Source organism: Bacillus sp. ISL-41, assembly GCF_018613235.1.
GTDB lineage: Bacteria > Bacillota > Bacilli > Bacillales > Cytobacillaceae > Mesobacillus.
Genome location: NZ_JAGGQP010000037.1, coordinates 1 through 22,423, shown reverse-complemented (window position 1 = coordinate 22,423; position 22,423 = coordinate 1). Strand labels below are relative to the sequence as shown.

The window sequence follows — 22,423 nt, the reverse complement described above, 5'->3', positions numbered from 1 at the left end:
CTTTTATATTGAAAAAACAAAAAAACTCGGAAAGGGGTCTATTATATTAAACTAAAGCACCCGTTAGTTTAAGTGCAGAGATTCACAATCTTTTTGGTGAAAAATAAAATAGCGACCTTATATTATGAAGGATCGCCATTGTTATTTTGTCCGAGTATATAAAATAAGTTTGATTACGCAATCTCATATCCCAATATCTTGATAATGCTATTTTTGTTTTTGTTTTAACGCATAACTAACGACTATTTGATAGATACCGAAGAGTAAACTTAGTATTACAATTGCAATCCACGAATTTTCTGAGGGAATGATAAAATAAATTAAAGCAAGGATAATCAAAAATACTACGTAGCCAATGTTAAACGCTTTCTTAAAGTCCATATGACCCCCCCTTTTTTTTTAGATTCCAGTATATAACATTTTTCGCGAAAAGTCTTGGGCATAAAGTTCCTGATATTTTGACACTATGCCAGTCATTGCACCCGTTCAATACAGTAATATTAAAAACCTTCAATTATGGTGTGCAGTAACCTTTTTTCCGATAAAGAAAGATATAATGGCAAAAATAATTAAAAAGAAACTAAGAATGCCATAGGCTACACCTTCAAATCCCCTAATGTAAACAAAACTAATATAAAAGATAATAACAGCAGATATACTTAATAGGGTTCCTGGCAACATTCTGACAAACAACGGATAACCTTTCTTTCCAAACCACCAAGTAACCACCATTAGAATAATACCTGGTATAAGAGCAATTAGAAATGGTCCTAAAATCATCATAAAATCGCCTCCTTTTACCATTTTACAGAATGTTCTAGTTAAACATTACTGCCTCGTTTGTTCAATAACGAATTCAACAAAAAGGGTGGAAATCCTTCCTCGATCATCACACCCGTTAATTCAGCTAAGTTTACTTATGCTTCACCCATTCCACTGAGCAAAAGAAGATATCCTATTGTAATAAGTGCAAGAATGTTAAGTATTATTAATAACCATTTCCCAATACCCTTTTTACCTTTCATCCCAAAAACGGCTCCTAATAATGGAAATAAGAACATTGAGATTATTGCTATTTTACCTAATGAACCGAAAGATACGCCATTTATTATCAAAGAAAACAAAATAATGAATGCTCCTAAACAGATAGTTGAAAAAACATTGTAATTTTTCAATTTAACCCTTCCTTAAATTACTTATATAACAGTTTAATAAGAAAACTTAAATCACGTCCCTAACTCTTCTACCCCGTTGGTCATTATTGTGATATTAAACCAAGCATTTTAAATACCTTGTGCTATTTCTTCTTCTTAATCAATGGAACCTGCTATTGCAACATAAATATCCCCAATTAGAGTCAACAGTGCAGCAATTATAATTCCTCCATCCAAGTCCGTTATTACATATTTCTACGGATTTTATCTCTTGAATGTTTCATCTTTCTTAAGCTATCCTGCTTCGATAGTTTAATAAGAACTTCATAAAAAAATAGGGCATAATTCCTTTTTGGGACTACTGTATGCGAAGCTTGTATCAATTCTATGGAAAAGGTATTATTTGGTTTCCTGTTCACGCCATATAAGTAGAGCACACCTATAAATTTTTCATAACTTAATGATTATCTTGCTTCAACAATGAAGCTTGTGAATTCATCACCATCAATTAATACATCGATTTTCCAAAGTCCACCCTTGTTAAGTCCAAACTTTGCATCGCTTTGCATATTCTGTATCTCGTTTTCATAAAGGTTTACAGTCTCATTTGAATCCTTGTGAGTTGCCATCATTTTATATTTTTTACCATTTAAATCTTTGATATCATCCAAAAAATATACGCGATATTGTCTCCCTTGTCCTACTGGAAACTCTGGCTCATTGCTTTCACCGTTCGTTTTAATAACCCCAAACTTTTCTTTTGTTCCAAATAAAGTATTGTTATCATGAGTAAAAGTCGCGCTCAATCCCCAGTATGTCTCATCGCTGCTGGCGCATGCAGTTAACAATAATACAACCGAAATAATAAAAACTAAGTTCTTTTTCAACAGCAGTCACATCCTCTTAAACATTTATTTAATCAGCGTAATACGAATTAATATAACAAAGTTAGTTATGGTCTTCAGTTTTGTTTGCCAGTACCTTAATAAATATCAAAAAAATCATAGAAATCAACAACGGACCAAAGAAGGTCCAAGGTGCCGTCAAGAATTCATCCTTTCCTTGACCTATCATGCCTGCCCATTCACCTGATTCAGACAAATACTTTGGAACTACTTCTTCTGCTGCTGCGATGTTTCCTGGCTTGGATCCACCGATAAAGTATTGAAAAACCCCTAATTGAATAAGCAACAACAAATTGATTGATAATTGCTGAAGAAATGTAACGATAAGCCTGTCTTTTAAAACCGGGATAATGTGCTTAGTATAAATACGCCAACTGCTTGCCCCTAATTGATTGGAAGCTTCAATATATTCATTTTTCAATACATTTCGAGATTCTTTTGTCAGTACAGCAGAGAGTATTGGGATCCCAATGAAAACAAACAGGAAAAATTGATACAGCACGATTTTCCAGAAGCCCATTTGAACAATCGCTTCTTTTAAATCAGGAGATAAGAGCAGTACTAAGATAAGGCTAGGTATATATTTAAAAGGAATGAAGACTGTTTCAACCCATTCACTTATTCTTTTGAATGGAAAAACGAGAAAATAAGTTATTATCAAGCTGACTAAAATTCTTAAGAATGAAACCCCGGTAACAAAAAGGATTGTATATTTGGCTCCTTCTATCATTCTAACAGCAAGGTCGTTTCCAACTTTATCAGTTCCCAACGGATGAGTTAAAGACGGTGGGAATGGAGCTTTCCCAATAACCTCACCGCTTTCGTTATAACGGATACGTTCGGGTTCGGCATCTGTTATAAAAATAGATGAATATACAACGCTAACAAACAACACTAATAGTAATAGTCCTATGATTAACAACAATGGTTTTTTTAAATTATTCATGCTGTGGTACCCCAATTTTTCTTCCTATGAGTTTAATTAACAGTATTATTAAGCTATAAGGAAGTAGAATTAAACCAACGGCAAGGATAAAGATTTCAGGCGAAACAAACCTATAAAGCAATAATGTGAAGCCATCAATCAAAAATAGGTATTCTACTAAAATCAAGCTCGTAATCATCATCCAGTATATGAGCGATAAATATTGAGAAAAAGAATATATGATATTTCTAACTACATGTTTTGTGAATACCTCCAGCTGACTAAGCCCCTTAGCCCTTGCAAAGTCTACATACAGTTTTTCGTATTCTTCTTCGAACAAAGTAATCATGATTCTGATCAGCATAAAAAGAGGTACCAGCATGAGACAAATAATGGGCATGATGTATACTTCCGTGTTCAAACTATATATTTGTAAAAACTTAAGCCCCGTCTTTTTATACAAATAAATTACTCCGAACTGAAAGCTCATGATAATAAATACATCCGGCAAAGTTTCAAGGATAGAAATAATCTTTCTAACTAACCTTTTAGCTTTCAAAGGGAGCCAAAGGTACATATAAACAAAAGTAAATGCAAAAATTACGCCAAGTAATAATGCGTTAAACAACACTGTCATGGAGTAGCTATACGCTTTTGGCAAATAATTAAAAACTGAAATTGTTTTAACCATTTGAGGGATAAGTATTAACCCATCTTTTAATGAAAGTAAATTTCCGAAAGTAGTTTTAACTGTATTTAAAAATTCAAATGGATAAAACCCCAAAATGTTTTGGTTGTAAATTAGTGAATTCATAGAAGCCAACATAAGTACGGTAAGAAAAAGTAATAACGCTTTCAAGAAGAGCTTAATTCCTTTTGACAATATGTACACGTTAAGAAACTGCAAGTAATTCTTCATTTAGTCTCCTTTCTCATAAAATTCCGCTAATATTTAATACGAATAACACGTTAAAAAAGTTCCATAATTAGTAAATGTATGCACAACGAACATTAATTAATCTTAATAATATTAAAGAATCATTATTCAACTAAACTCCTTTAGCTTAAAAACCTATTTATAAGACGTGAAGGTTTTCGATAGTAAAGGATACAATCTTTTGATTTTCATCTAATAAGGCTTCACATGATAACGTTAAGTCGCTACTTTGATTATCGATCCAAAGTTCAAATTCTAAGGCATATCCAGAACCATCATTATATTTATAAAAAGCGACGTTTTCATAAGCTGCATCAGGCGGAACCGTCAAAGCCCATAAGCCCAACTCTTCTCTAAGGTCATTTATTGTAAGCCCGTTTTGTAACTTTCCTTGGATAGCAATAAAATCACATTTAACAAGTTCTAAAATAGTTTCTAGAAGTAACTCCTTAATTTTGTTTTGTGTCTGCATAAACCCACCACACAGTGTTTATAATTATGCAAATACCTTCTTAAGCTAACCTGCCTCGTTAGTTTAAGAATGATCTTTCACATACTCTTTATTTATTTTAACACAAATTTCCAATATGCCTTTAATAATATTGATAAGTTTGGGAGTCATTATATTTTCAAAAACAAAATAACAACCTAATTAACGCATCTTTTAACAAGTGTACATAAATTATTGTACGCTCGCTAATTTGCATGCTAAAAGTGGTGCTAATTAACATGGTAAATCCATGAAAAACGACCGAAACCATTGTTCTATAAACTAAAAAAGAGGTGCGAATTAGCGTGCTAATTCCACCTCTATTCCGTTTTTCTCCCTCTCAGCCGAACGGGTTAACTCAATGAGTGGGGTTTGTTTTTTAACAGTTATTTTATTCCATACTTCTCAAATAGTTGTTCAATTTTTGGGTGAATTGGTTTTTTAAGACCGGCTGCTCGTATGATCCTCCACTTGGCTGCTATTTTATAATTTTCATTTAATTGACTAATTGTAAATCTTACTCTCCTTATCTGAAATGCGACTGTATCTTCAAGATAATTATTAAGGAAAGTCTTACTAATCGGTAACTTTTCTAAATGTTTTTGTAAGAGATTTCGTTTACCTACCTCGGCCCCTACGCTAGAAATTGTAATTTGCTTTAAAGGTTGTTGGTTTAAAAGCTTCGTTACTGCCTTGTGAATTTCCATCTTCAATTCATAATCTCTTTTATTCCAATCAATACGCGTATTAATTCTTTCCCTTTTTATTTTTGGACAGTATTCTTTAAGCCATTGTTTATCATTACGGTATAAAAACATATATAATGATTTATTTATATTTCTAAGTTGTGTGACAGATAATCCTTCATTTTGTAAAACTAAGGCCATCCATTCTTTCTTTTTAGCAATAATTCCATTATCTTTTGTTTTTTTATCTTTAATCAGGTTATGTTTCGCATACTTTATTACAGTTCCAGTATCTACCTCAAGTATGTTTGCCACAGCTCTATAACTCATTTTACCCTGATGTATCATATCTTTTACTGTATTGATCCATAGATCACCAAATTGTTTTACCCGACTTATGCTTAATTCCTTTCCCTCACCTTGATCCATCTCTCTTTTGGTGTAGTGAAATCCGCATTCGCATTTAAAGGTCCCAATCTTTTGCTTTGTACGTGAGCATATTGCTACATCGGTTATAACGGGTTTACCATAATGCTCTGCTGCTTTATTTAAACAAAAATATGGTCCATTTCCAAAAGGGTTATCTTTATGACATGTCACAAGGTGAATAGACTCTAACGATTCACCCAAAAAGTGAATAAAAAGCACGTGTCTTATTGGGTGGAAGGCTTTTCTATGTTTTCTTGTTAAGGCTTTTAACCAGCATGAAGATTCCTCGTAGTGGACAGTTGACTGACAAGCTTTTAAAACTTCCTTTCCATAATAGGAAATAAACTGTTCGGCTAGAAGTTTTTGATTTACATATCCACTTGAGGACAAATAACCTTTGTTCCTTAACAAAATTTTATATATTTCCTGAAGCCTCTGTAAATCAACATTAAACTCTTTACTCGACAAAAGAGTGCACTGTTTTGCTAGCGTAGAATATATAGTCCATGATTTTTGCTCATTTATTTGTATACATGGCCTAATGTAACTAGCATTGGTGGCAGGAATAAACATATTCCTACTTACAGAACGGAATCGTACATTACTTTCATATAAAACAGTATCATGCTTAGGACATACAAAAACTCCTGGGAGTTGATGTGGAAGATGCCAATAAGTCTCCCCATTAACCTTTAAATCCTCTTTATGACATTCAAAACAAAAATAAAAAAAGGGCTTTTCTTTAATTCCACTGGCCATTACCCCAGTAATCATATGTACTGCACCTTTATGGTTTCTTGAAGTCATAGCATCCCTTACAGTACCTTTTTTATCTGCGGTAATAAAGTTAGTGTAAAAATAAAAAAAGGTATGATTTTGAATTAGGTCATTAACCCCTACTCTCATAAAGGTATTTAATTGTTTACTTACTACACTCAAATTTATTGGTAAATCAGGCACCGCCAATTGAATTGCATGTCCAAATAATTCCTGGGAAGTATATTTGGGACTTTGATTAAGTGAGTATTCATGATACCTAGCTACAAAGCTGTAAAACAACTCATTAGGGTAAAGCTTGGGAGAAAAACCTATCATTTTTTACCACCCTAAATTATAAATTCCTCGACAGGTGATGTAATGTATCCTTCAGAGAATAATGAATCATAAGCTGATTTTTTACTTTTTTTACCTTTATCAATTATCTTCGCTAACTGGTTAATTGATTTATTTTTTAAAATCTTATTTTTTTGATCACCCTTATGTACCATTTCCGTTTCAAGGATAGTTATTGCCCTCACCAGAATATCATTGGAATTACCTGTTGCTGATTCCTTATGGGCTTTCTTAACTGCTTTTTCTGCAAGTTTAGGCTCTATATCTAAGGTAATTAAAGCATGAATTGCTTTTTCAACCTGTGAAATTTCGAACTTTTTCTTCTGCTTCTCTTGCTCTTCTTTTTTCTTTTGCAAACTCGCTCTTAAATCAATTTTGCTTTTCCTTTGTTCAAGAAACGACTTCAAGTCCATAGGAGTGATATCCTCATACTTAGCAATTTCAGATTCTCTCCCGGATTTTAGAGCCTTTAACATTGGTTGAACAAGTTTTAAGTCCTCTTTACCAACCTGAATAATAGCAGAAGATGTAATTGTCTCCTTACCAGTTTCAATTGCTCTGCTTTGAGCTAGAGAGAATAATTTCACAGCGATATCGAGTATTCCCTGGCTTTCATCATACATAGTTTGCTTTAACTCATCAGTTAAAGGAATGAAATTAGAGGTCCATTGATATTTCCACATTTCTTCTATGAGCATTTCCCAATCATCACCATACTTCATCTGTTCCCAAACCATATCACCTTGACCACTACCCCGTCTTGCTTGCCTAAAATCTTGTTGTAACACAGCCCGAGCCTTCATCGTACCGATTAAGACCACAGGAATACCAATCTCATTAATAAGAGTGACAAAGAAATTCATCATCTTTTCAGAATTATTATCCTTTGTTGTCAGTAAATGCTGAATCTCATCAATAATCAATGCACCAATACAATGAATCCTTGCTATCCTGCCCATTTGAACCACTAATGCACTTATCGAGTTTCTTGGATTCCCGTATTTATGGAGATAATTCGTTCCTAAAATCTGATCTAACTTTAAAAAGAAATCCATACAAAGTGTTTTTAGAGATCCATCATGTGGACAGTTAAGTTTTAACCACACAACTTGAAGTCGGTTGATCGGGCTTTGATGTAGGATAATCTGAGGGTATAGAGAAAGAACTTTTTCAATAGCTGACGTCTTCCCAATCCCTGAAAAACCCATTAGGGTAAAACTTGAAGCAGAGGAGGGCAAACCTGAACCATTACCATTTAAAAATTTTACTTCATTAGAATCCAGTGGATTTCTTGACACATAACCTGAACGAATTAATCTGGATATCCTTCTTTCTAAATCTAGATGCTGAGATACAGGCTGGAAAAATTGCTGAAGTCTAAAGAGCATATGATAACGCAGCTCTTCAGATAATTGCCTTTCCTTTTTATGATAAAGTGGCTCAAACCTCATTTTCCCATAAGCTTCTGATAGCGATAATATAGAGGGAATTGCTTCAATCAATGGGTTTCCCTTATATTCTTCAATGTATTGTTCACGGTATTTCGCAGCAGGAAATTTACGGGTATTAATATTGTTTTTATCCATGTTTCTGATCTCCAATTGTATTTTGAGAGAGTATCTCTTTTATTGACTTTCTGTTGTACTCGTTTTCTGTAGTAGGAATTGTTTCTTGATTTAGTTCCTTTTTGACTGCCTTATCATCCTCTATAGGTGTAATTTGAAAATATTCTTTCTCTCTTAAGAGTTCCTTTTCAACAGTACGATTTTCTCTAATGTCGCTAACCTTTTTGCTATTACTAATACTTTTACTCTGCAGTGCATCAGCTTTTTTAATAGCAGATGAAACTGTTTCTTGGATTTCGTTAATTAAATTAATTTCTTCTTTAAGTTGTGTATGTTCGTATCTCTTCGTCTGGAGGTCTTCATACTGCAATAGGTACTCAATATCTTCCGTACTCATATTCATAAATCTTTCTTCATACTCCAATAATGTGCAAACCTCGTATGTGGCTCCGTTATCGCTTAGCAAATAGATATTAGTCATGTTTCGTGGATCATAAGCTATATTTACATTCCAAGACCCTTTGATATTGGCAGTTGAAAACCATGAATTTTTAATTGCATTGTCGCATATATAGTGCATTTTTTTAAATCGAATTCCCTTTTCTGTTACAGTTGCAACATCATGTGGCATTAAATTCAATTTTATCTTATCAATACTGTGAAAGGTTAACTTGCCGGAACGACGTTTAACCCCCCAGTTCCATAAATGATTAGGGGTTGGAATTACATCATCTTCTATCATTTCTTTATCCCTTGGATAGTTTTTTATTAAATGATGATTATTGTGATAAATTATTTCTGCTATGATTATCTTTGTGAAATCTTTAATTGTTAGTTTTGCATCAAGTCGATAATCTTTAGAACCCCTTTCTCTATAGTCTTTTTCCACATATCCAGGTAGAAAGGGCTTAATCCTGCCTTGAAAGACATCAAAGTATTTTTCTATTAGACCTTTCCAATCCGGTCGATAAGGAGCCGCATTTTCAGGATCTAAATTGAATACATTTACTAATCTCTCGACGTTATAACCTTCAAATTCCCCTCTATCTGCTAGTAGTTGCTGTGGAAGATGTTCACATGGCCATTGTTCTTTTGTTATCTTAATTCCGTATTCCGCACAAAATTTTTGTTTATCGCTTGCTGTATTTGCGATTGCCATCATAGCACCTAACCAGGATGGTCCCTCTAAACCTACATACATCCCCACCACGGAGCGACTAAATATATCAACCACAAAATATACAATTGGACGACCTATAATCCAATCCGGATTATATTCAGAGACTAAATAAACATCCGCAATGGTAGCATCAATTTGGAATCTAGATCCAGGTCCAAAAGATTCAAATGTAGATGAACCCATCAACTCTCTATAGTTTTGTTCGTATTTAATTCTCCCTACTCTTGGAATTATTTTTTGCTTCTCCGTATATTCCGTTTTCAAGAAATATCTAAGTTGATTTATTGTTGGAATGGTTGCTTTATCCTTAAGTATTACTTTTTCTTTTCCATTGTCGTAGTATGTATCCTCTAAATAAAACTTCCTTACCATCATTTTGTATGCAAAAGGAAGACTGTTTTTCTTTTGATTAAAATAAAATGACTGCAAACTAACTCTGAAGATTTTTTTTATAGACTCGTCTCTAATTACCTCGGACTCTAATTCTTTAAATTTTACAGGTCTACCCATTTTCCTTTTGGGTTGTTTCTCCTTACCCTTTCCTCCACAATTAAGAAAATCAGGAATTAAGGCATTAGGAATCTTCCCCCTCTGCCAGTAACGACGGAGATACTTATATAATGTAGGTTTACTGATTTTGTGTACCACCAGCAGTTCTTTAATCAACTTGCCTCTTTGCTCTTTAAAATATATTTCTGGCTCTTTATAAACAATATCCTTGATAATATCCCATGCTAAATCTCTATCAGCAATTGCCTTGTCACTAATATGTCCTTCAGCCAAACCATTGGAATCTGATCTTTCTTTTAGAAGGTCACCCTCCAGAAGACCATCTATTAACTCCTTTACATTCTTAATTACCGGGAAAGCATTTGTATCATGAGTATCGATGATAAAGGCATATTTATTATTTTCACTCAACCAAAGTATCCTGTACTCTTTCTTATTATTTGGATTAACAATTATTTCATTGACATATAAATTCATGAAATGTTCTCCTCATCATTTAGCTCTGTAAACTCTATGGTACTTACATGGGCTCTTAGATTAATATCTTCCTGCATATTCACCCTTAATTCTTTTTTAGCAAGCAGATATTTATATAGACTCAGCCCTGTTCCTTGTTCCAGGGAGTATTTCTTGTCAAAGAAGTCTAGAATCATAAGAATCGTACCTTCACTAATTTTTAATTCTTTATATAGCAACTTAGCTAGTAGTAAATCTTCATCCTCCAAATAGTAACTTTTATGGATGTATTCAACATTTTTCCATAAACTTTTTGGAATATCCTTTTCAGTTATTATCCCCCATCTAACCCCCTGGTTTTCCCAATACTGGCGTTCAATTTCTAGTTTTTCGATTGTTCGTTTATCATTTAATTTTTCTTCAGGCTTAATGCTCTTTGCCAGATAACTGAAGTTTTTACCATCCTTTAAAGTTATTAAAAAATCAGTTGTCATAACTATCGGAGTTTCTGTATCTGTAACCTTTGAATGCATAATTTGTTTTGACTCCGCAATTTTTGTTGTCAACTCCCTATCCAAGGGAAATTGTTCCCTAATATCGAATACATTTTCTGCCCAATCTAAAATATACATATAGCTATACTCAAGATCAGAAAACAATTGCATCTTCCTGTTTGTCTTCCAACTTTTTGGCCTATGAGTTCTACCGAGGGAGGCAAAGTCTTGATTGGTTAGCCATGGTAAATATTTATCAAGTTCTCCACTCCCACGTCCATCCTTTAAATACCTTGCAATTTTTTCTTCTGTCCATTTTGTTTTCCTTTTTGCCATTTGTATTGAACCCCTTTTATCTCCAAAAATAAATAGTTTATTTTTGGAGATATGTATTATGAATTTTTACGAGTTCCTCTGCGTATAGCTCAGCCTCCCTTTTGAGAGACCTCCTCACTCCTGCCTTCTCGGTTAATTTATGTTTGCTTACAATCTTTTCCATAAAAAAATCTTTTAACGCTCTATCGAGTTTCCTTTTTTGGAAATCAACAGTTGATTCCTCTATTGTGGATATAAAGGAGGTTGTCAATGGAAATTTCTCGCTTTTTGATTTCAACTTATTCCCCCCCGATATATTTCTAGTAAGTGCAGTAGGAGACTTTCTAATTATTTTTCCTGCATTTTGCTCAAGTATCTGCCATTCTTTATCTAGCTGCTTCAGCTTTTTTAAAAGAGCCAAATCCTCTTGTATAAACTTCTCTTCTTTTTTTGTTGTAAATCCTATTCGTGAGGAAGGGCTATTAGCATTAATCCATTTCTTATCATATTGATGCAACCAGGCAAAGGCTGCTCTATTTAGTGCGGATAGTTGGGAACGTGAAAATTCCGGGTTTTCTCTTTGTAAGTTCTTCCAAAGCTGTCTGTATTTTAATGTTTTTTGATTTCGTAAACCCTCATTATCTCTTTTCTTTCTAGCTAATCCGTTTTGAATCGGGTCAATACCCTCATTTATTATTTTTCTGATTGTCGGAGTACTGAGTTGAGTTTTCTTGGCTATATCTTTCATTGATATACCATTAATAATTAACTTTTGAAATTCCGCTTCCCATACATGGCCTTTTTTCATCACTCTGTTACTAAAATATTTCACTTTTAAGGGATCTTTTTCCCCATAACGTAATCTATAGACGTAGCCACAATCACATATAAAATCCGCTTGAAAATCTCTATTACCATCATGAATATTAATAATAATTTCTTTTACAACCTTTTCTGAATAGTGATTAGATAATGGATTTAAACATAGCCACGGGCCCTCTCCAAATGGAGCAAATTTAGGGTTTTCTTCAAAGAATTTTTTTACAGATCCAGCCATTGTAATCATTAATAAAACATGACGGACAGGATGCATTTTATAAATCCTTTTACTAGTAAAAAGTGAATCAATCCAATTATTGTTTTTTGGATTTGAATTTAATAAATTAAGAACATCGTCTCCAAATCTGGATAAAAGCAAACCATTTAATTTTTTTTTCATCTTTGAATTTGGTATTGCGATTCCCAATATCTTTATGTATTCAAGATATTTAGGAGTAATATTTTCGATAAATACTTCATCAAGACTGTGGTTATAAAAATAATCAATATTTTGAGTAAGCTCGGCAAGCTTAGTTAACACCACACTATCCATATTTTTTTCAGGTACGGAGATTAAAGATGGATTCGGTATCTCAAATTTATTTAATTCCTGTTTAACAATTTTGGTTTCATGCACATTTAAAGCTCTTACGTGCTTATAACACACAAAAACACCTTGCGTCTGAAAGAGCCTTTGCCAGTAACCTTCACCGTTTTTCTGAAATTGTTCTTTTAAACAATAACTACAGTAATATAGATGTTCCTTTGATGGGACTTCGCTTAAACTGTCCCGACGCCTGTGAAGGAAATGTTTATTCTCGGTTTCATGTTCGTCTCGGGTTCTGAAAGGGGCTGCAAAAGGAAAGGTTGTATGACCTCTAATAAAGTACTCAGAAGTATAATCATTGGAAAAGGGCTTCAATTTTTTCGAGAGGCTTTCCATATTACTTATGTACTCTCTTTTAATACTAACCATTGTTTTACCCATCAGCTCATTATGAATTTGGTATCTAGACTTAATTCCTATGTGTTGAGAGTACCTAGCAATGAGGCTATAAACTGTTTCATCTTTATAAGGATGCGGGAAATAACTAATCATTTCTCTCTTCTTTCTAAACATTACTATCAAGTGGTGTAATATTCGTTATTTTCATTGTAAAAATAGACCAAAACAAGAAAAACTGCTCCCTAGGGAACAGTTTTTCTAATATTAGCTACTTGAATTTTATTTCAAATATCTTTTGGCTCATTCGCCAGTTTTAGGTAATACAGTAAAGAACTTTTTTATCTGGTAAAGAACTTTTTTATCTGGTAAAGAACTTTTTTTTTATGAAACAGCTGACTGGGTTCCATAACAAAATTTATTCAACCGTAACAGATTTAGCCAGGTTACGTGGCTTATCGACGTCACAGTCGCGGTGCAGCGCTGCGTAGTATGAGATCAACTGCAGCGGGATTACTGAGATAAGAGGTGTTAATAGGCTGTGCACTTCTGGGATGACGAAGCGGTCTTCATCTGTTTCCAGTCCATTCATGGAGATGATGCACGGGTTTGCTCCGCGGGCAACGACTTCTTTGACGTTTCCACGGATGCTCAGGTTGACAAATTCTTGTGTTGCAAGGGCGATAACTGGTGTGCCTTCTTCGATCAAAGCGATTGTTCCGTGCTTCAGTTCTCCGCCAGCAAAGCCTTCTGCCTGGATGTACGAAATTTCCTTCAGCTTCAACGCGCCTTCAAGGCCCACGTAGAAGTCGATTCCGCGTCCGATGAAGAATGCGTTTCTTGTAACAGTCAGGTATTCGCGAGCGATGCTTTCGAATTCTTCTTTATCATCGCAAAGAGCTTCCATCGCAGTCGCCACAATTCCCAGTTCCTGTACAAGGTCGAAGTCAACTTCGTGACCAATTCCGCGAGCTGTTACTTCTGCCAAAATTGCTAGGACAGCAAGCTGTGCTGTATATGCTTTTGTTGAAGCAACCGCGATTTCAGGACCAGCGTGAAGAAGTAGAGTGTAATCTGCTTCACGGGAAAGCGTTGAACCAGCAACGTTCGTAATCGTCAAAGCCTTGTATCCCATCTCTTTCACTTGAACCAGAACCTGGCGGCTGTCCGCAGTTTCTCCGCTCTGTGAAATGAAGATGAACAATGGCTTCTCAGATAGAAGTGGCATATTGTAGCCGAATTCACTTGAGATATGAACTTCAACAGGAATCTTCGCCAATTTTTCGATGAACTGCTTGCCGACAAGACCTGCATGATAAGAAGTTCCAGCCGCGATAATGTAGATACGATCTGCTTCCTTCATCGCAGCAACGATGTCAGAGTCGATTTCAAGGGCGCCTTCGCCATCCTGGTAGTTCTGGATGATTTTACGCATCACAAGCGGTTGCTCGTCGATTTCCTTGAGCATGTAGTGCGGGTAAGTTCCCTTTTCAATATCGCTTGCATCAAGTTCTGCTGTGTAAGGAGCACGTGAAACCACTTCTCCTTCAAGGTTCTTGATTGTCACTTCGTCTTTCGTGACAATGACCATTTCCTTGTCCATCAGTTCAACATATTGGTTAGTTACCTGAATCATTGCCATTGCGTCACTGGCAACAACATTGAAGCCATCGCCAAGGCCGACAAGAAGCGGACTCTTGTTCTTCGCCACAAAAATCGTGTCTTCATTTTGCTCATCTATGAGGGCAAGTGCATATGAACCATGTAAAATTGTCAGCGTCTTACGGAAGGCTTCTTCCAGGCTCAGACCTTCGTTTACGAACAGTTCGATTAACTGGACGATAATTTCAGTGTCTGTTTCACTTTTCAATTCGACATTCTGCAAATACTCGCGCTTCAATAGATCATAGTTCTCGATAACACCATTGTGGACAAGAGTCAGTCTGCCAGTTGTGCTCTGGTGAGGGTGAGCGTTCACCTTGCTTGGAGGACCGTGAGTCGCCCAACGAGTATGGCCGATTCCAGCGTTGGCCATTACATCATTGTCCACTGCATTGCGAAGGTCCGCAATGCGTCCTTTTTCCTTAAAAACGTGAACTCCCTTTTCGTTCATGACTGCGATCCCCGCAGAGTCATACCCTCTATACTCAAGCTTTTCCAAACCTTTTAATAAAATCTCTTTCGAGTCATTATTACCGATATATCCAACGATTCCACACATAACTTCTGTTCCTCCTGTACGACAGGGGGCAAGAAGCCTCTTAAATAGGGGCATCTTGCCCCCTTATCTCATATAATTGGTTTGAGGTCAGACTACATGAATCCAATCCTCTTTAGTTTTAGCATCCCCATCTTTTTGTGCATTAAGTTGCCCTAATGTTTTGAAGATGGAATTCGCGGCTGTGCTTTCAGCCGGGAGGCATCCGCCGAAACTTCGATAAACCTCCACCTCGTCAACTAATCCACATTTTCGGTCAAGGATTAGTCCTGGCGCTTTAGTTTTCCATTGATCTACCTCTGCCCACCTTTCGAAAATATTGTTTTTAAGGCTAATACTAAACAAACAAGCCTTTTTCAAAAACAGGATTATCATACATGATACATACCTATCAGTCAATAGAAAACAAAGGAAAACAGCCCTCCCGTACAATTACCCTATACCGGCCGACTGAAAACTCCCTTCCTAAATAAATATGCATAAGGGCTCATTTATGTACCAGAGCCCTTATGCATATGATGATTACTATTCTTTTAATCCCATTTCTTCTTCAACAACGACAGCAATTCGTCTTACATATTCTTCGCAAAGCTCTGCTGTTGCTGCTTCTGCCATGACACGTACCAATGGTTCGGTTCCTGAAGGACGAACAAGGATACGGCCATTGCCGTTCATTTCTGCCTCAACCTGTTCGATTACTTCTTTTACCTTCTCGTTATCTGTTACATGGTACTTATCAGTCACTCGGATATTCACGAGAACCTGAGGGAATTTCTTCATTTCCCCTGCCAGCTCTGACAGCGGCTTATTTGTTGCTTTCATGATGTTGGCAAGCTGCAAACCTGTAAGCAGGCCGTCACCGGTTGTGTTGTAATCCAGGAAGATGATATGGCCGGATTGCTCGCCGCCGAGATTATAGCCGTTCTTCTTCATTTCTTCCACTACATAACGGTCGCCAACCGCTGTTTGAACACTTTGAACTCCATGTTCCTCAAGGCCTTTGTAGAAACCAAGGTTACTCATCACAGTTGATACAACAGTACCTTGTTTCAGCTGTCCGCGTTCCTTCATGAATTTTCCGCAGATATACATGATCTGGTCGCCATCAACGATGTTTCCTTTTTCATCAATCGCAATCAGGCGGTCGCCATCTCCATCAAAAGCAAGGCCTAAATCCGCTCCCTTTTCCTTTACGAATTCAGCAAGTGCTTCCGGATGTGTCGATCCGACGCCATCATTAATGTTCAGGCCGTTAGGCGATGCGCCCATCGTGGAAGTATCCGCATCAAGGTCAGCAAACAAATGCGTAGCCAATGATGAGGTTGCCCCATGTGCGCAGTCAAGCGCGATATGCAGACCTGTGAACTCTTCATCTACAGATTGCTTTAGATACTGAAGGTACTTTTGGCCGCCTTCAAAGTAATCATTTACCTGTCCAAGGTTGGCACCTACAGGACGAGGCAGCTCATCTTTGTCCATATCCATCAATTGTTCGATTTCATTCTCTTGATCATCAGATAGCTTATATCCATCTGGCCCAAAGAATTTAATTCCATTATCCGCTACTGGATTGTGAGAGGCAGAAATCATGACGCCAGCCTGGGCGCCAAGGGCCTTCGTTAAATAGGCCACCCCTGGAGTTGAGATTACGCCGAGCCTCATAACTTCCGCTCCGATTGATAATAGACCGGCTACCAGCGCTCCTTCAAGCATATGTCCGGAAATACGAGTGTCCCTTCCGATCAACACCTTAGGGCGATCATGTTCCTTTGTAAGGACATAGCCTCCAAAGCGGCCGAGCTTGAAAGCTAATTCTGGCGTTAGTTCGCTGTTCGCAACACCACGTACTCCGTCTGTACCGAAATATTTACCCATTCTTAGAATCTCTCCTTGTATGAAAAATTGCAGTCATTACACATCTTTTTTCGCAACCGATATACTGGCCGTTTCTTTAGCCAGTTTCCACGTTATATTTTGAGGTGCAGTCACCTTCATCTCGACTTCATGATTCCCTTCATCAAGCTCCGACACATCGATCAAGATTTTAAAATCATCGGGTGACAGGGCCGAAACAATATCACTCGGTCCAGAAACGGTCAAATTAGTCTGGCCGTCTGCGGGATCAAGGAAATTGACTTCATAGCCGGCATCCATCCCATCAAGTTCAATTGGAATATTAGAGATGTTTATCTCGGAGGCCTTTGTGACTTTTACGGCCACTTTTACCGTTTCAGGCGAAACCCGGACAATTCCTTCGCCAATAATGACTGGAAGGGTGATATCCGTATCCTCCTCAATCTTGCTCAAATCCACTTCGACCCTGACACGATCAAATTTCTCAAGAACGCCTGGGTCAGCGATGATTTCAGCTTCCTTCGTTTCCAAAGTGATTGAATCGATTGTTACCCCGCTTGGAGGAGTTCCTTTCCGGATAATATCAATTGGTACCTTTTTGCTTGAGCTTTTAATCGGGATCGTTACCTCGACAACCCCAGGTTCGACAACAACATCAAGTTTATTCATATCTTTATCCAGAGCAAGAACACTTGCTTCTCGTGTGATGGTGTCTGATACCTTCCCTGAAGAATTGACAGTTGCTTTCACATAAGTGATCCTGTCGATAACATCCTTTGCACCTGTTATTTGGACTTTATTAGGCTTTACTGATGGCTTTTCAGCTATATAACCTTCCTCCACTATATTCCCGTTGAATTCTGCCTCCACACTGAATTCCTTCGTAACCTTTTCCTGGATTGACACATTTGCATACCCAGGTTCGATAGTTACGGTCAGGCGGTCTGAGACATCTTTAATAGTGATTGGCACTCGCTGATTGCCAATTTCGGCATCTGTTAAATCAACGAACACTTCGAAGTTCCTCAGTGTCTTCGCCTGCTGCACAAGATTTTTCGGTCCTTGAAGCGTTACGGAAACTGTTTCAGGAACACCGGATACAACCAAAGTATCGGTATCATAAATCCTTTTAACCGGCACTTCTTCAATCGTCTCAACCTTTTCATCTGATGGCACATTCACATCGCCAGGCTTATCGGGATCGTTTTTAGGTACTGATCCAAACAGCAGGACAGCAAGAACAAGGGCAACGACTTTTATGAACCAGGGATTATCCATCCATTTATCCATTTTTCTTCCCCCTCCAATTCCAGCGGGTAGAAGCTGCCTGCTTTATTCTTGATGGCGAAACCAGCTCGGCTGTAAGCAGTTCCCTTAGCGTTTCCCCGCTCAAGTCCCTGTAAAGTTCGCCATTCCGGGTAACCGATACATTCCCTGTTTCCTCAGACACGACAATCGTGATACTATCGGTTACTTCACTGATTCCGAGCGCGGCTCTGTGCCTTGTACCCAGTTCCTTCGAAATGAAAGGACTTTCCGACAGCGGCAAATAACAAGCTGCCGCGGCAACGATGTTTTTCTGTATCACTACAGCTCCATCATGAAGCGGTGTATTCGGTATAAAAAGATTAATTAACAGTTCAGAAGAGATTTTTGATTGAAGCTGTATGCCTGTCTCTATGTAATCACTCATTCCTGTTTCTCTTTCAATTGAAATCAATGCCCCGATCCGGCGCTTAGCCATATAATCGGTTGCCTTGATAATGGCCTCAACCATCTTCTCTTCGTCTTCCTCTTCCTGCAGGCCTGATCTGGAAAAAAGCCGCCCTCTGCCGAGCTGTTCGAGTGCCCGCCGCAATTCGGGCTGGAAGATGATGATAATGGCCAGGAATCCCCAGGTTAGTACTTGTTCCATCATCCAGCTGAGCGTATTCAATCCGAAGTAATCACTGATAAACTTTACAATCAGGATGACAAAAATCCCTTTTAAAAGCTGGACAGCCTTCGTACCTCGAATAATTGCAATCAGCTTGTAAATGACGAACCAAACCAGGAGAATGTCAACAATATTAGCTAGATATTCTAGAAAATCGAAATCCGCAAACGACATTGCACTTCCTCCAGTAGTTTAGTAAGGCACCTTCAGAGGTCTCTAAGAATGCCCTGAAGGTTCATCAGCCTTTTTAAAAGGCTTCTTTCGTAACTTTGTTGCTAACTATAGAAAAGTAAAAATCGGCTTCAGGGTTTTCGAGTGCACTGCCGGTTAAGGAGCAGAAAGAAAGATGAAGCCTTTCAAAATGCGGTGTAAAAATCATACAATGCAAAATCGCCCTTTGTAAAAAATACAAAAGAAGACCAATCGTTTCAGCTATAAACAAAGGTAACTTTTTTATTATACCATAAGCTTTGTTCAAATTATAATGATGTCAACTTGTCTGCTGACCCCCAACCAACCCTTACAAAAAGGAGCCTTAAAAAACAGCCATTCCTATTGGAATGACTGTTCCTTTTCGTCGTTCTCAAAAAGATCTGCTGTGTTTTTAGCCGTCTTCTTAATATGGTACCAGATCCACTCAAACACTTCATTGACCTCGGTTATTTCACCAGTGACATTGCCTGCTGAAGCCAGGTATTTCTCTCCGTTAATCAACTCACCGTTAATCACTGTGACATTACCCTGGACCTCGCCTTCAATTTTCACCTTGCCATTCCTGACAACGACATCACCCTTGACGACTTCTCCTTCAGGCACGATGACTGTGTCATTTTCAACAATCAGATTAGGCTGCTTCGATACGGAAAACTGGTGTTCTTCATTCCAAGTCGAAAAGATGCTGCCAGTCATTAACGCCAGGAAAAGCGAGGCAGCTGTTAACAATGGATGGCTTCTGAACCAGCGTTGGATTTCCGTCTTTTTCTTTTCCTTCGGCAGGCCGGCCATCACTTTTGAAGTAAAATCATCTGGTGCCTGGATATGGGAGGTGCTCTGCACAAGAGCGATTGACTTATTCAGCTCCCTGAAGTATTCCTGGCAATCTGAACAGCTTTGCAGGTGCTCTCTTAATATCTTTTCATGGTCTTCGGAGATTTCTTCATCTAAGTATTCATGCATATAGTCGATAATTTGTTCGGAACATTTCATATTCTTTCACCTCACCTTATACGTGTCGCAACTGCTGCCTTAAGGCTTCTCTTCCTCGATGGATCCTCGTCTTCACTGTGCCAAGCGGTAAATCCAGTATTTCGCTGATCTCATTCAGGCTGAGTTCTTCAATATACTTTAATACGATTACGGACCGATATTTATCGGGTAGCTTTGAAATTTCCTTTTGGATGGTATCCTGCAATTCGATACTTTCTACCTCATCCTCAGGTAAGGGTGTTTCAGATGGAACCTGGGAATACATCGTCAAGCCTTCTGTTCCAGGTACTTCCGCATCAAGAAAATAATCTGGTTTCTTTTTGCGAATCCGGTCAATACATAGGTTAGTAGCTATTCTATACAGCCATGTGGAAAACTTCAAGTTTTGATTGAAGCTGTTAATATTGATATATGCACGGATAAAAGCCTCCTGTGCAATATCTTCTGCCTCGTGCCGATTCCCGAGCATACGGTAGCAAAGCTGGAAAACCTTGTCCTTGTATACTTCAACAATCTCTCCATAGGCATTCTGGTCTCCCTTGAGTACTTGCTTTATTCTGTGTTTTACGATTGTCTCCATTAGTTTACCTCCGCGCTTCATGCGGCTAATCGATATACGAATCGATTCCGTAAAAGGTTTCGTTTTTTTTATAAAAACTTTATTTATGTATGTAATTGACAAAATCATCTACTAACTGACTTTTTTTGCGAAAAAAGCAAAAAACACGCTAACACAATATTAACAAATTTTTACCAGTTTGGTTTAAAAAGTTTTTTTCAGGGTATAAATGAACTATATTTCATTGAAAGCGAGGAAATAATCAATGTGTGCAGAAACGTTGCTGAAGGATATTGAAAATTGCCGTAAAGAAATGGTTGAATTAGCCGCAAAAACCTCGCTGTCAAATCAACGGGTTGTAGACATCAGCGCTAAACTCGACCATTTACTAAATAAATATTATCACTTATCTTCCAAAAAGACATTCCTATATTAATAATAAGAGAGCAGCAGCCAGACCTGGCCGCTGCTCCTATTTTTTCTCACTAATATGAGTCTATTCCCAAACTATATGGGCATTACAAAAGTTTTTCACCAAATAAAGACCCCATCAACGCCACTGCCGCGACAGCTGTCTTGTTCTTTTCATCAAGTATTGGGTTGACTTCGACAAATTCAGCTGATGTAATGATTTTTGATTCAGCCAGCATCTCCATAGCCAGGTGGCTTTCACGGTAGCTGATGCCTCCAGTTACCGGTGTACCGACACCTGGCGCATCTGTTGGATCCAGCCCATCAAGATCAAGAGAAAGGTGGACACCATCCGTCTTATCTTTAAGATAGTTGACTGTTTCCTCAATGACCGCAGCCATTCCGAGTCGATCGATTTCGTGCATTGTGAACACTTTGATACCCATTTCCTTGATCAGATCCTTCTCACCCTCGTCCAGCGCACGCGCGCCGATTATGACAATGTTTTCTGGCTTTACTTTTGGCGCAAATCCGCCTAATTGAGTCAGCATCTCATGACCCAAACCCAGGCTCGCAGCCAACGGCATTCCGTGAATATTACCAGACGGAGAAGTTTCCGCTGTATTCAAGTCCCCATGCGCATCATACCAGATGACACCCAGGTTCTTATAATGCTTGGATACACCTGCCAATGTCCCTATCGCAATGCTATGGTCGCCGCCTAATACAAGCGGGAATGACCCTGATTCTATAATCTTGTCTACCTCATCTGCAAGCAAACTATTTTTCTCAGCAACTAATTCCAGGTTGCGAAGATTGCTGTTAGGATCAATCTTCACCTCTGGTCTCCCAACTGCGATATCACCCAAATCCTCTATCTCATCAAATAACACTCTCAGTCTTTCATTTATTCCAGCATAACGGATTGCACTTGGGCCCATGTCGACTCCCCTTCTCATCTGACCCAAATCCATCGGCATGCCAATAATCGAAAGTTTCTTCATTGTTTTCTCCCCCTTGCTATCTCTCGTCTACTCCTTATTTTAAACGCTTTCATTCAAATGACTCAACTGGACAATTTCATGAATATATATACGGTTTGGAATTGAGTGAATTTATTAGTATAGGATTCTTATTGAAAAATTTATCTCAGCTTTGCCGGCAAATTGGAAATAGATTTTATGTATAGGAACAAGCAATTGCTGACGGAGTAATACAGGAATCTTGACAGCTTTGGGCTTTTCCACCTGAAACCTGTCACAATAAAGGCCTTTTTCTTGACAGCATTGACCTCTAACACTTGAAACCTGTCACAATA

General features: G+C 37.7%; 19 protein-coding genes. 1 reads left to right on the top strand and 18 read right to left on the bottom strand.

Going from position 1 to position 22,423, the window contains the following annotated elements; genetic code table 11:
- Window positions 1–510 precede the first annotated feature (510 nt).
- The 17 genes from J7I80_RS19005 to sigW all read right to left on the bottom strand — a co-directional run bounded on the left by J7I80_RS19005 (window position 511) and on the right by sigW (window position 20,715).
- Window positions 511–783: a YesK family protein gene (locus J7I80_RS19005; protein WP_214740419.1), complete on the bottom strand. Its 273-nt coding sequence runs from the start codon at window positions 781–783 to the stop codon at window positions 511–513.
- Window positions 784–917: 134 nt separating this feature from the next.
- Window positions 918–1,175 (bottom strand): hypothetical protein, encoded by a 258-nt coding sequence (locus tag J7I80_RS19000; protein WP_214740417.1) that lies wholly within the window; start codon window positions 1,173–1,175, stop codon window positions 918–920.
- 443 nt (window positions 1,176–1,618) lie between these two features.
- The gene (locus tag J7I80_RS18995; RefSeq protein ID WP_214740415.1) at window positions 1,619–2,041 is read right to left on the bottom strand and encodes a hypothetical protein; all 423 of its coding nucleotides are present in this window, start codon (window positions 2,039–2,041) and stop codon (window positions 1,619–1,621) included.
- 61 nt (window positions 2,042–2,102) lie between these two features.
- Window positions 2,103–3,005 (bottom strand): ABC transporter permease subunit, encoded by a 903-nt coding sequence (locus J7I80_RS18990; protein WP_214740413.1) that lies wholly within the window; start codon window positions 3,003–3,005, stop codon window positions 2,103–2,105.
- A complete protein-coding gene (locus J7I80_RS18985; protein WP_214740411.1) occupies window positions 2,998–3,903 on the bottom strand; it encodes an ABC transporter permease subunit in 906 nt (301 codons plus the stop codon). The genes J7I80_RS18990 and J7I80_RS18985 overlap by 8 nt, the downstream gene beginning before the upstream one ends.
- A gap of 157 nt (window positions 3,904–4,060) precedes the next feature.
- Window positions 4,061–4,393, bottom strand: a complete 333-nt coding sequence (locus tag J7I80_RS18980) for a DUF7668 domain-containing protein (RefSeq protein ID WP_214740410.1) — start codon at window positions 4,391–4,393, stop codon at window positions 4,061–4,063.
- Window positions 4,394–4,797: 404 nt separating this feature from the next.
- The gene (locus J7I80_RS18975) at window positions 4,798–6,621 is read right to left on the bottom strand and encodes a TnsD family Tn7-like transposition protein (RefSeq protein WP_214740408.1); all 1,824 of its coding nucleotides are present in this window, start codon (window positions 6,619–6,621) and stop codon (window positions 4,798–4,800) included.
- Window positions 6,622–6,632: 11 nt separating this feature from the next.
- Window positions 6,633–8,225, bottom strand: coding sequence for an ATP-binding protein (locus tag J7I80_RS18970; RefSeq protein ID WP_214740406.1), 1,593 nt, complete (start codon window positions 8,223–8,225; stop codon window positions 6,633–6,635).
- Window positions 8,218–10,371 carry a Mu transposase C-terminal domain-containing protein gene (locus J7I80_RS18965; protein ID WP_214740404.1) on the bottom strand — a complete coding sequence of 718 codons (2,154 nt, stop codon included), beginning with the start codon at window positions 10,369–10,371 and terminating at the stop codon, window positions 8,218–8,220. The genes J7I80_RS18970 and J7I80_RS18965 overlap by 8 nt, the downstream gene beginning before the upstream one ends.
- A complete protein-coding gene (locus J7I80_RS18960) occupies window positions 10,368–11,180 on the bottom strand; it encodes a TnsA endonuclease N-terminal domain-containing protein (RefSeq protein WP_214740402.1) in 813 nt (270 codons plus the stop codon). Before J7I80_RS18960 ends, J7I80_RS18965 begins: the two co-directional genes overlap by 4 nt.
- Window positions 11,181–11,217: 37 nt before the next feature.
- Window positions 11,218–13,077, bottom strand: a complete 1,860-nt coding sequence (locus tag J7I80_RS18955; protein WP_214740400.1) for a TnsD family Tn7-like transposition protein — start codon at window positions 13,075–13,077, stop codon at window positions 11,218–11,220.
- 262 nt (window positions 13,078–13,339) lie between these two features.
- Window positions 13,340–15,142: a glutamine--fructose-6-phosphate transaminase (isomerizing) gene (glmS, locus tag J7I80_RS18950; protein WP_214740398.1), complete on the bottom strand. Its 1,803-nt coding sequence runs from the start codon at window positions 15,140–15,142 to the stop codon at window positions 13,340–13,342.
- A 522-nt stretch (window positions 15,143–15,664) separates the two neighbouring features.
- Complete coding sequence (gene glmM, locus J7I80_RS18945) at window positions 15,665–17,014, bottom strand: phosphoglucosamine mutase (RefSeq protein WP_214740396.1); 1,350 nt, start codon at window positions 17,012–17,014, stop codon at window positions 15,665–15,667.
- 36 nt (window positions 17,015–17,050) lie between these two features.
- On the bottom strand, window positions 17,051–18,283 hold the full coding sequence (locus tag J7I80_RS18940) for a CdaR family protein (RefSeq protein WP_214740394.1): 1,233 nt from the start codon (window positions 18,281–18,283) through the stop codon (window positions 17,051–17,053).
- The gene (gene cdaA, locus J7I80_RS18935) at window positions 18,276–19,103 is read right to left on the bottom strand and encodes a diadenylate cyclase CdaA (protein ID WP_214740392.1); all 828 of its coding nucleotides are present in this window, start codon (window positions 19,101–19,103) and stop codon (window positions 18,276–18,278) included. Before cdaA ends, J7I80_RS18940 begins: the two co-directional genes overlap by 8 nt.
- A 378-nt stretch (window positions 19,104–19,481) precedes the next feature.
- Window positions 19,482–20,135, bottom strand: a complete 654-nt coding sequence (locus J7I80_RS18930; protein WP_214740390.1) for an anti-sigma factor family protein — start codon at window positions 20,133–20,135, stop codon at window positions 19,482–19,484.
- 16 nt (window positions 20,136–20,151) lie between these two features.
- Entirely contained in the window at window positions 20,152–20,715 is a 564-nt protein-coding gene (gene sigW, locus J7I80_RS18925) for an RNA polymerase sigma factor SigW (protein ID WP_214740388.1), read from the bottom strand.
- 244 nt (window positions 20,716–20,959) lie between these two features.
- On the opposite strand from sigW, the gene J7I80_RS18920 reads away from it, so the two are divergent.
- Window positions 20,960–21,130, top strand: coding sequence for an aspartyl-phosphate phosphatase Spo0E family protein (locus J7I80_RS18920; protein WP_214740386.1), 171 nt, complete (start codon window positions 20,960–20,962; stop codon window positions 21,128–21,130).
- Window positions 21,131–21,212: 82 nt separating this feature from the next.
- Here the strand turns inward: J7I80_RS18920 and rocF are convergent, their stop codons facing one another.
- Complete coding sequence (rocF, locus tag J7I80_RS18915) at window positions 21,213–22,109, bottom strand: arginase (protein ID WP_214740384.1); 897 nt, start codon at window positions 22,107–22,109, stop codon at window positions 21,213–21,215.
- Window positions 22,110–22,423: the final 314 nt, after the last annotated feature.

What these genes read in the sequence shown, in the direction of transcription:
- rocF (WP_214740384.1), bottom strand. Translation starts at nt 22,109, where the DNA reads ATGAAGAAACTTTCGATTATTGGCATGCCGATGGATTTGGGTCAGATG.
- J7I80_RS18940 (WP_214740394.1), bottom strand. Translation starts at nt 18,283, where the DNA reads ATGGATAAATGGATGGATAATCCCTGGTTCATAAAAGTCGTTGCCCTT.
- J7I80_RS18920 (WP_214740386.1), top strand. Translation starts at nt 20,960, where the DNA reads ATGTGTGCAGAAACGTTGCTGAAGGATATTGAAAATTGCCGTAAAGAA.
- J7I80_RS18930 (WP_214740390.1), bottom strand. Translation starts at nt 20,135, where the DNA reads ATGAAATGTTCCGAACAAATTATCGACTATATGCATGAATACTTAGAT.
- J7I80_RS18975 (WP_214740408.1), bottom strand. Translation starts at nt 6,621, where the DNA reads ATGATAGGTTTTTCTCCCAAGCTTTACCCTAATGAGTTGTTTTACAGC.
- J7I80_RS18970 (WP_214740406.1), bottom strand. Translation starts at nt 8,225, where the DNA reads ATGGATAAAAACAATATTAATACCCGTAAATTTCCTGCTGCGAAATAC.
- J7I80_RS18980 (WP_214740410.1), bottom strand. Translation starts at nt 4,393, where the DNA reads ATGCAGACACAAAACAAAATTAAGGAGTTACTTCTAGAAACTATTTTA.
- sigW (WP_214740388.1), bottom strand. Translation starts at nt 20,715, where the DNA reads ATGGAGACAATCGTAAAACACAGAATAAAGCAAGTACTCAAGGGAGAC.
- glmM (WP_214740396.1), bottom strand. Translation starts at nt 17,014, where the DNA reads ATGGGTAAATATTTCGGTACAGACGGAGTACGTGGTGTTGCGAACAGC.
- J7I80_RS18955 (WP_214740400.1), bottom strand. Translation starts at nt 13,077, where the DNA reads ATGATTAGTTATTTCCCGCATCCTTATAAAGATGAAACAGTTTATAGC.
- J7I80_RS18965 (WP_214740404.1), bottom strand. Translation starts at nt 10,371, where the DNA reads ATGAATTTATATGTCAATGAAATAATTGTTAATCCAAATAATAAGAAA.
- cdaA (WP_214740392.1), bottom strand. Translation starts at nt 19,103, where the DNA reads ATGTCGTTTGCGGATTTCGATTTTCTAGAATATCTAGCTAATATTGTT.
- glmS (WP_214740398.1), bottom strand. Translation starts at nt 15,142, where the DNA reads ATGTGTGGAATCGTTGGATATATCGGTAATAATGACTCGAAAGAGATT.
- J7I80_RS18990 (WP_214740413.1), bottom strand. Translation starts at nt 3,005, where the DNA reads ATGAATAATTTAAAAAAACCATTGTTGTTAATCATAGGACTATTACTA.
- J7I80_RS18960 (WP_214740402.1), bottom strand. Translation starts at nt 11,180, where the DNA reads ATGGCAAAAAGGAAAACAAAATGGACAGAAGAAAAAATTGCAAGGTAT.
- J7I80_RS19005 (WP_214740419.1), bottom strand. Translation starts at nt 783, where the DNA reads ATGATGATTTTAGGACCATTTCTAATTGCTCTTATACCAGGTATTATT.
- J7I80_RS18985 (WP_214740411.1), bottom strand. Translation starts at nt 3,903, where the DNA reads ATGAAGAATTACTTGCAGTTTCTTAACGTGTACATATTGTCAAAAGGA.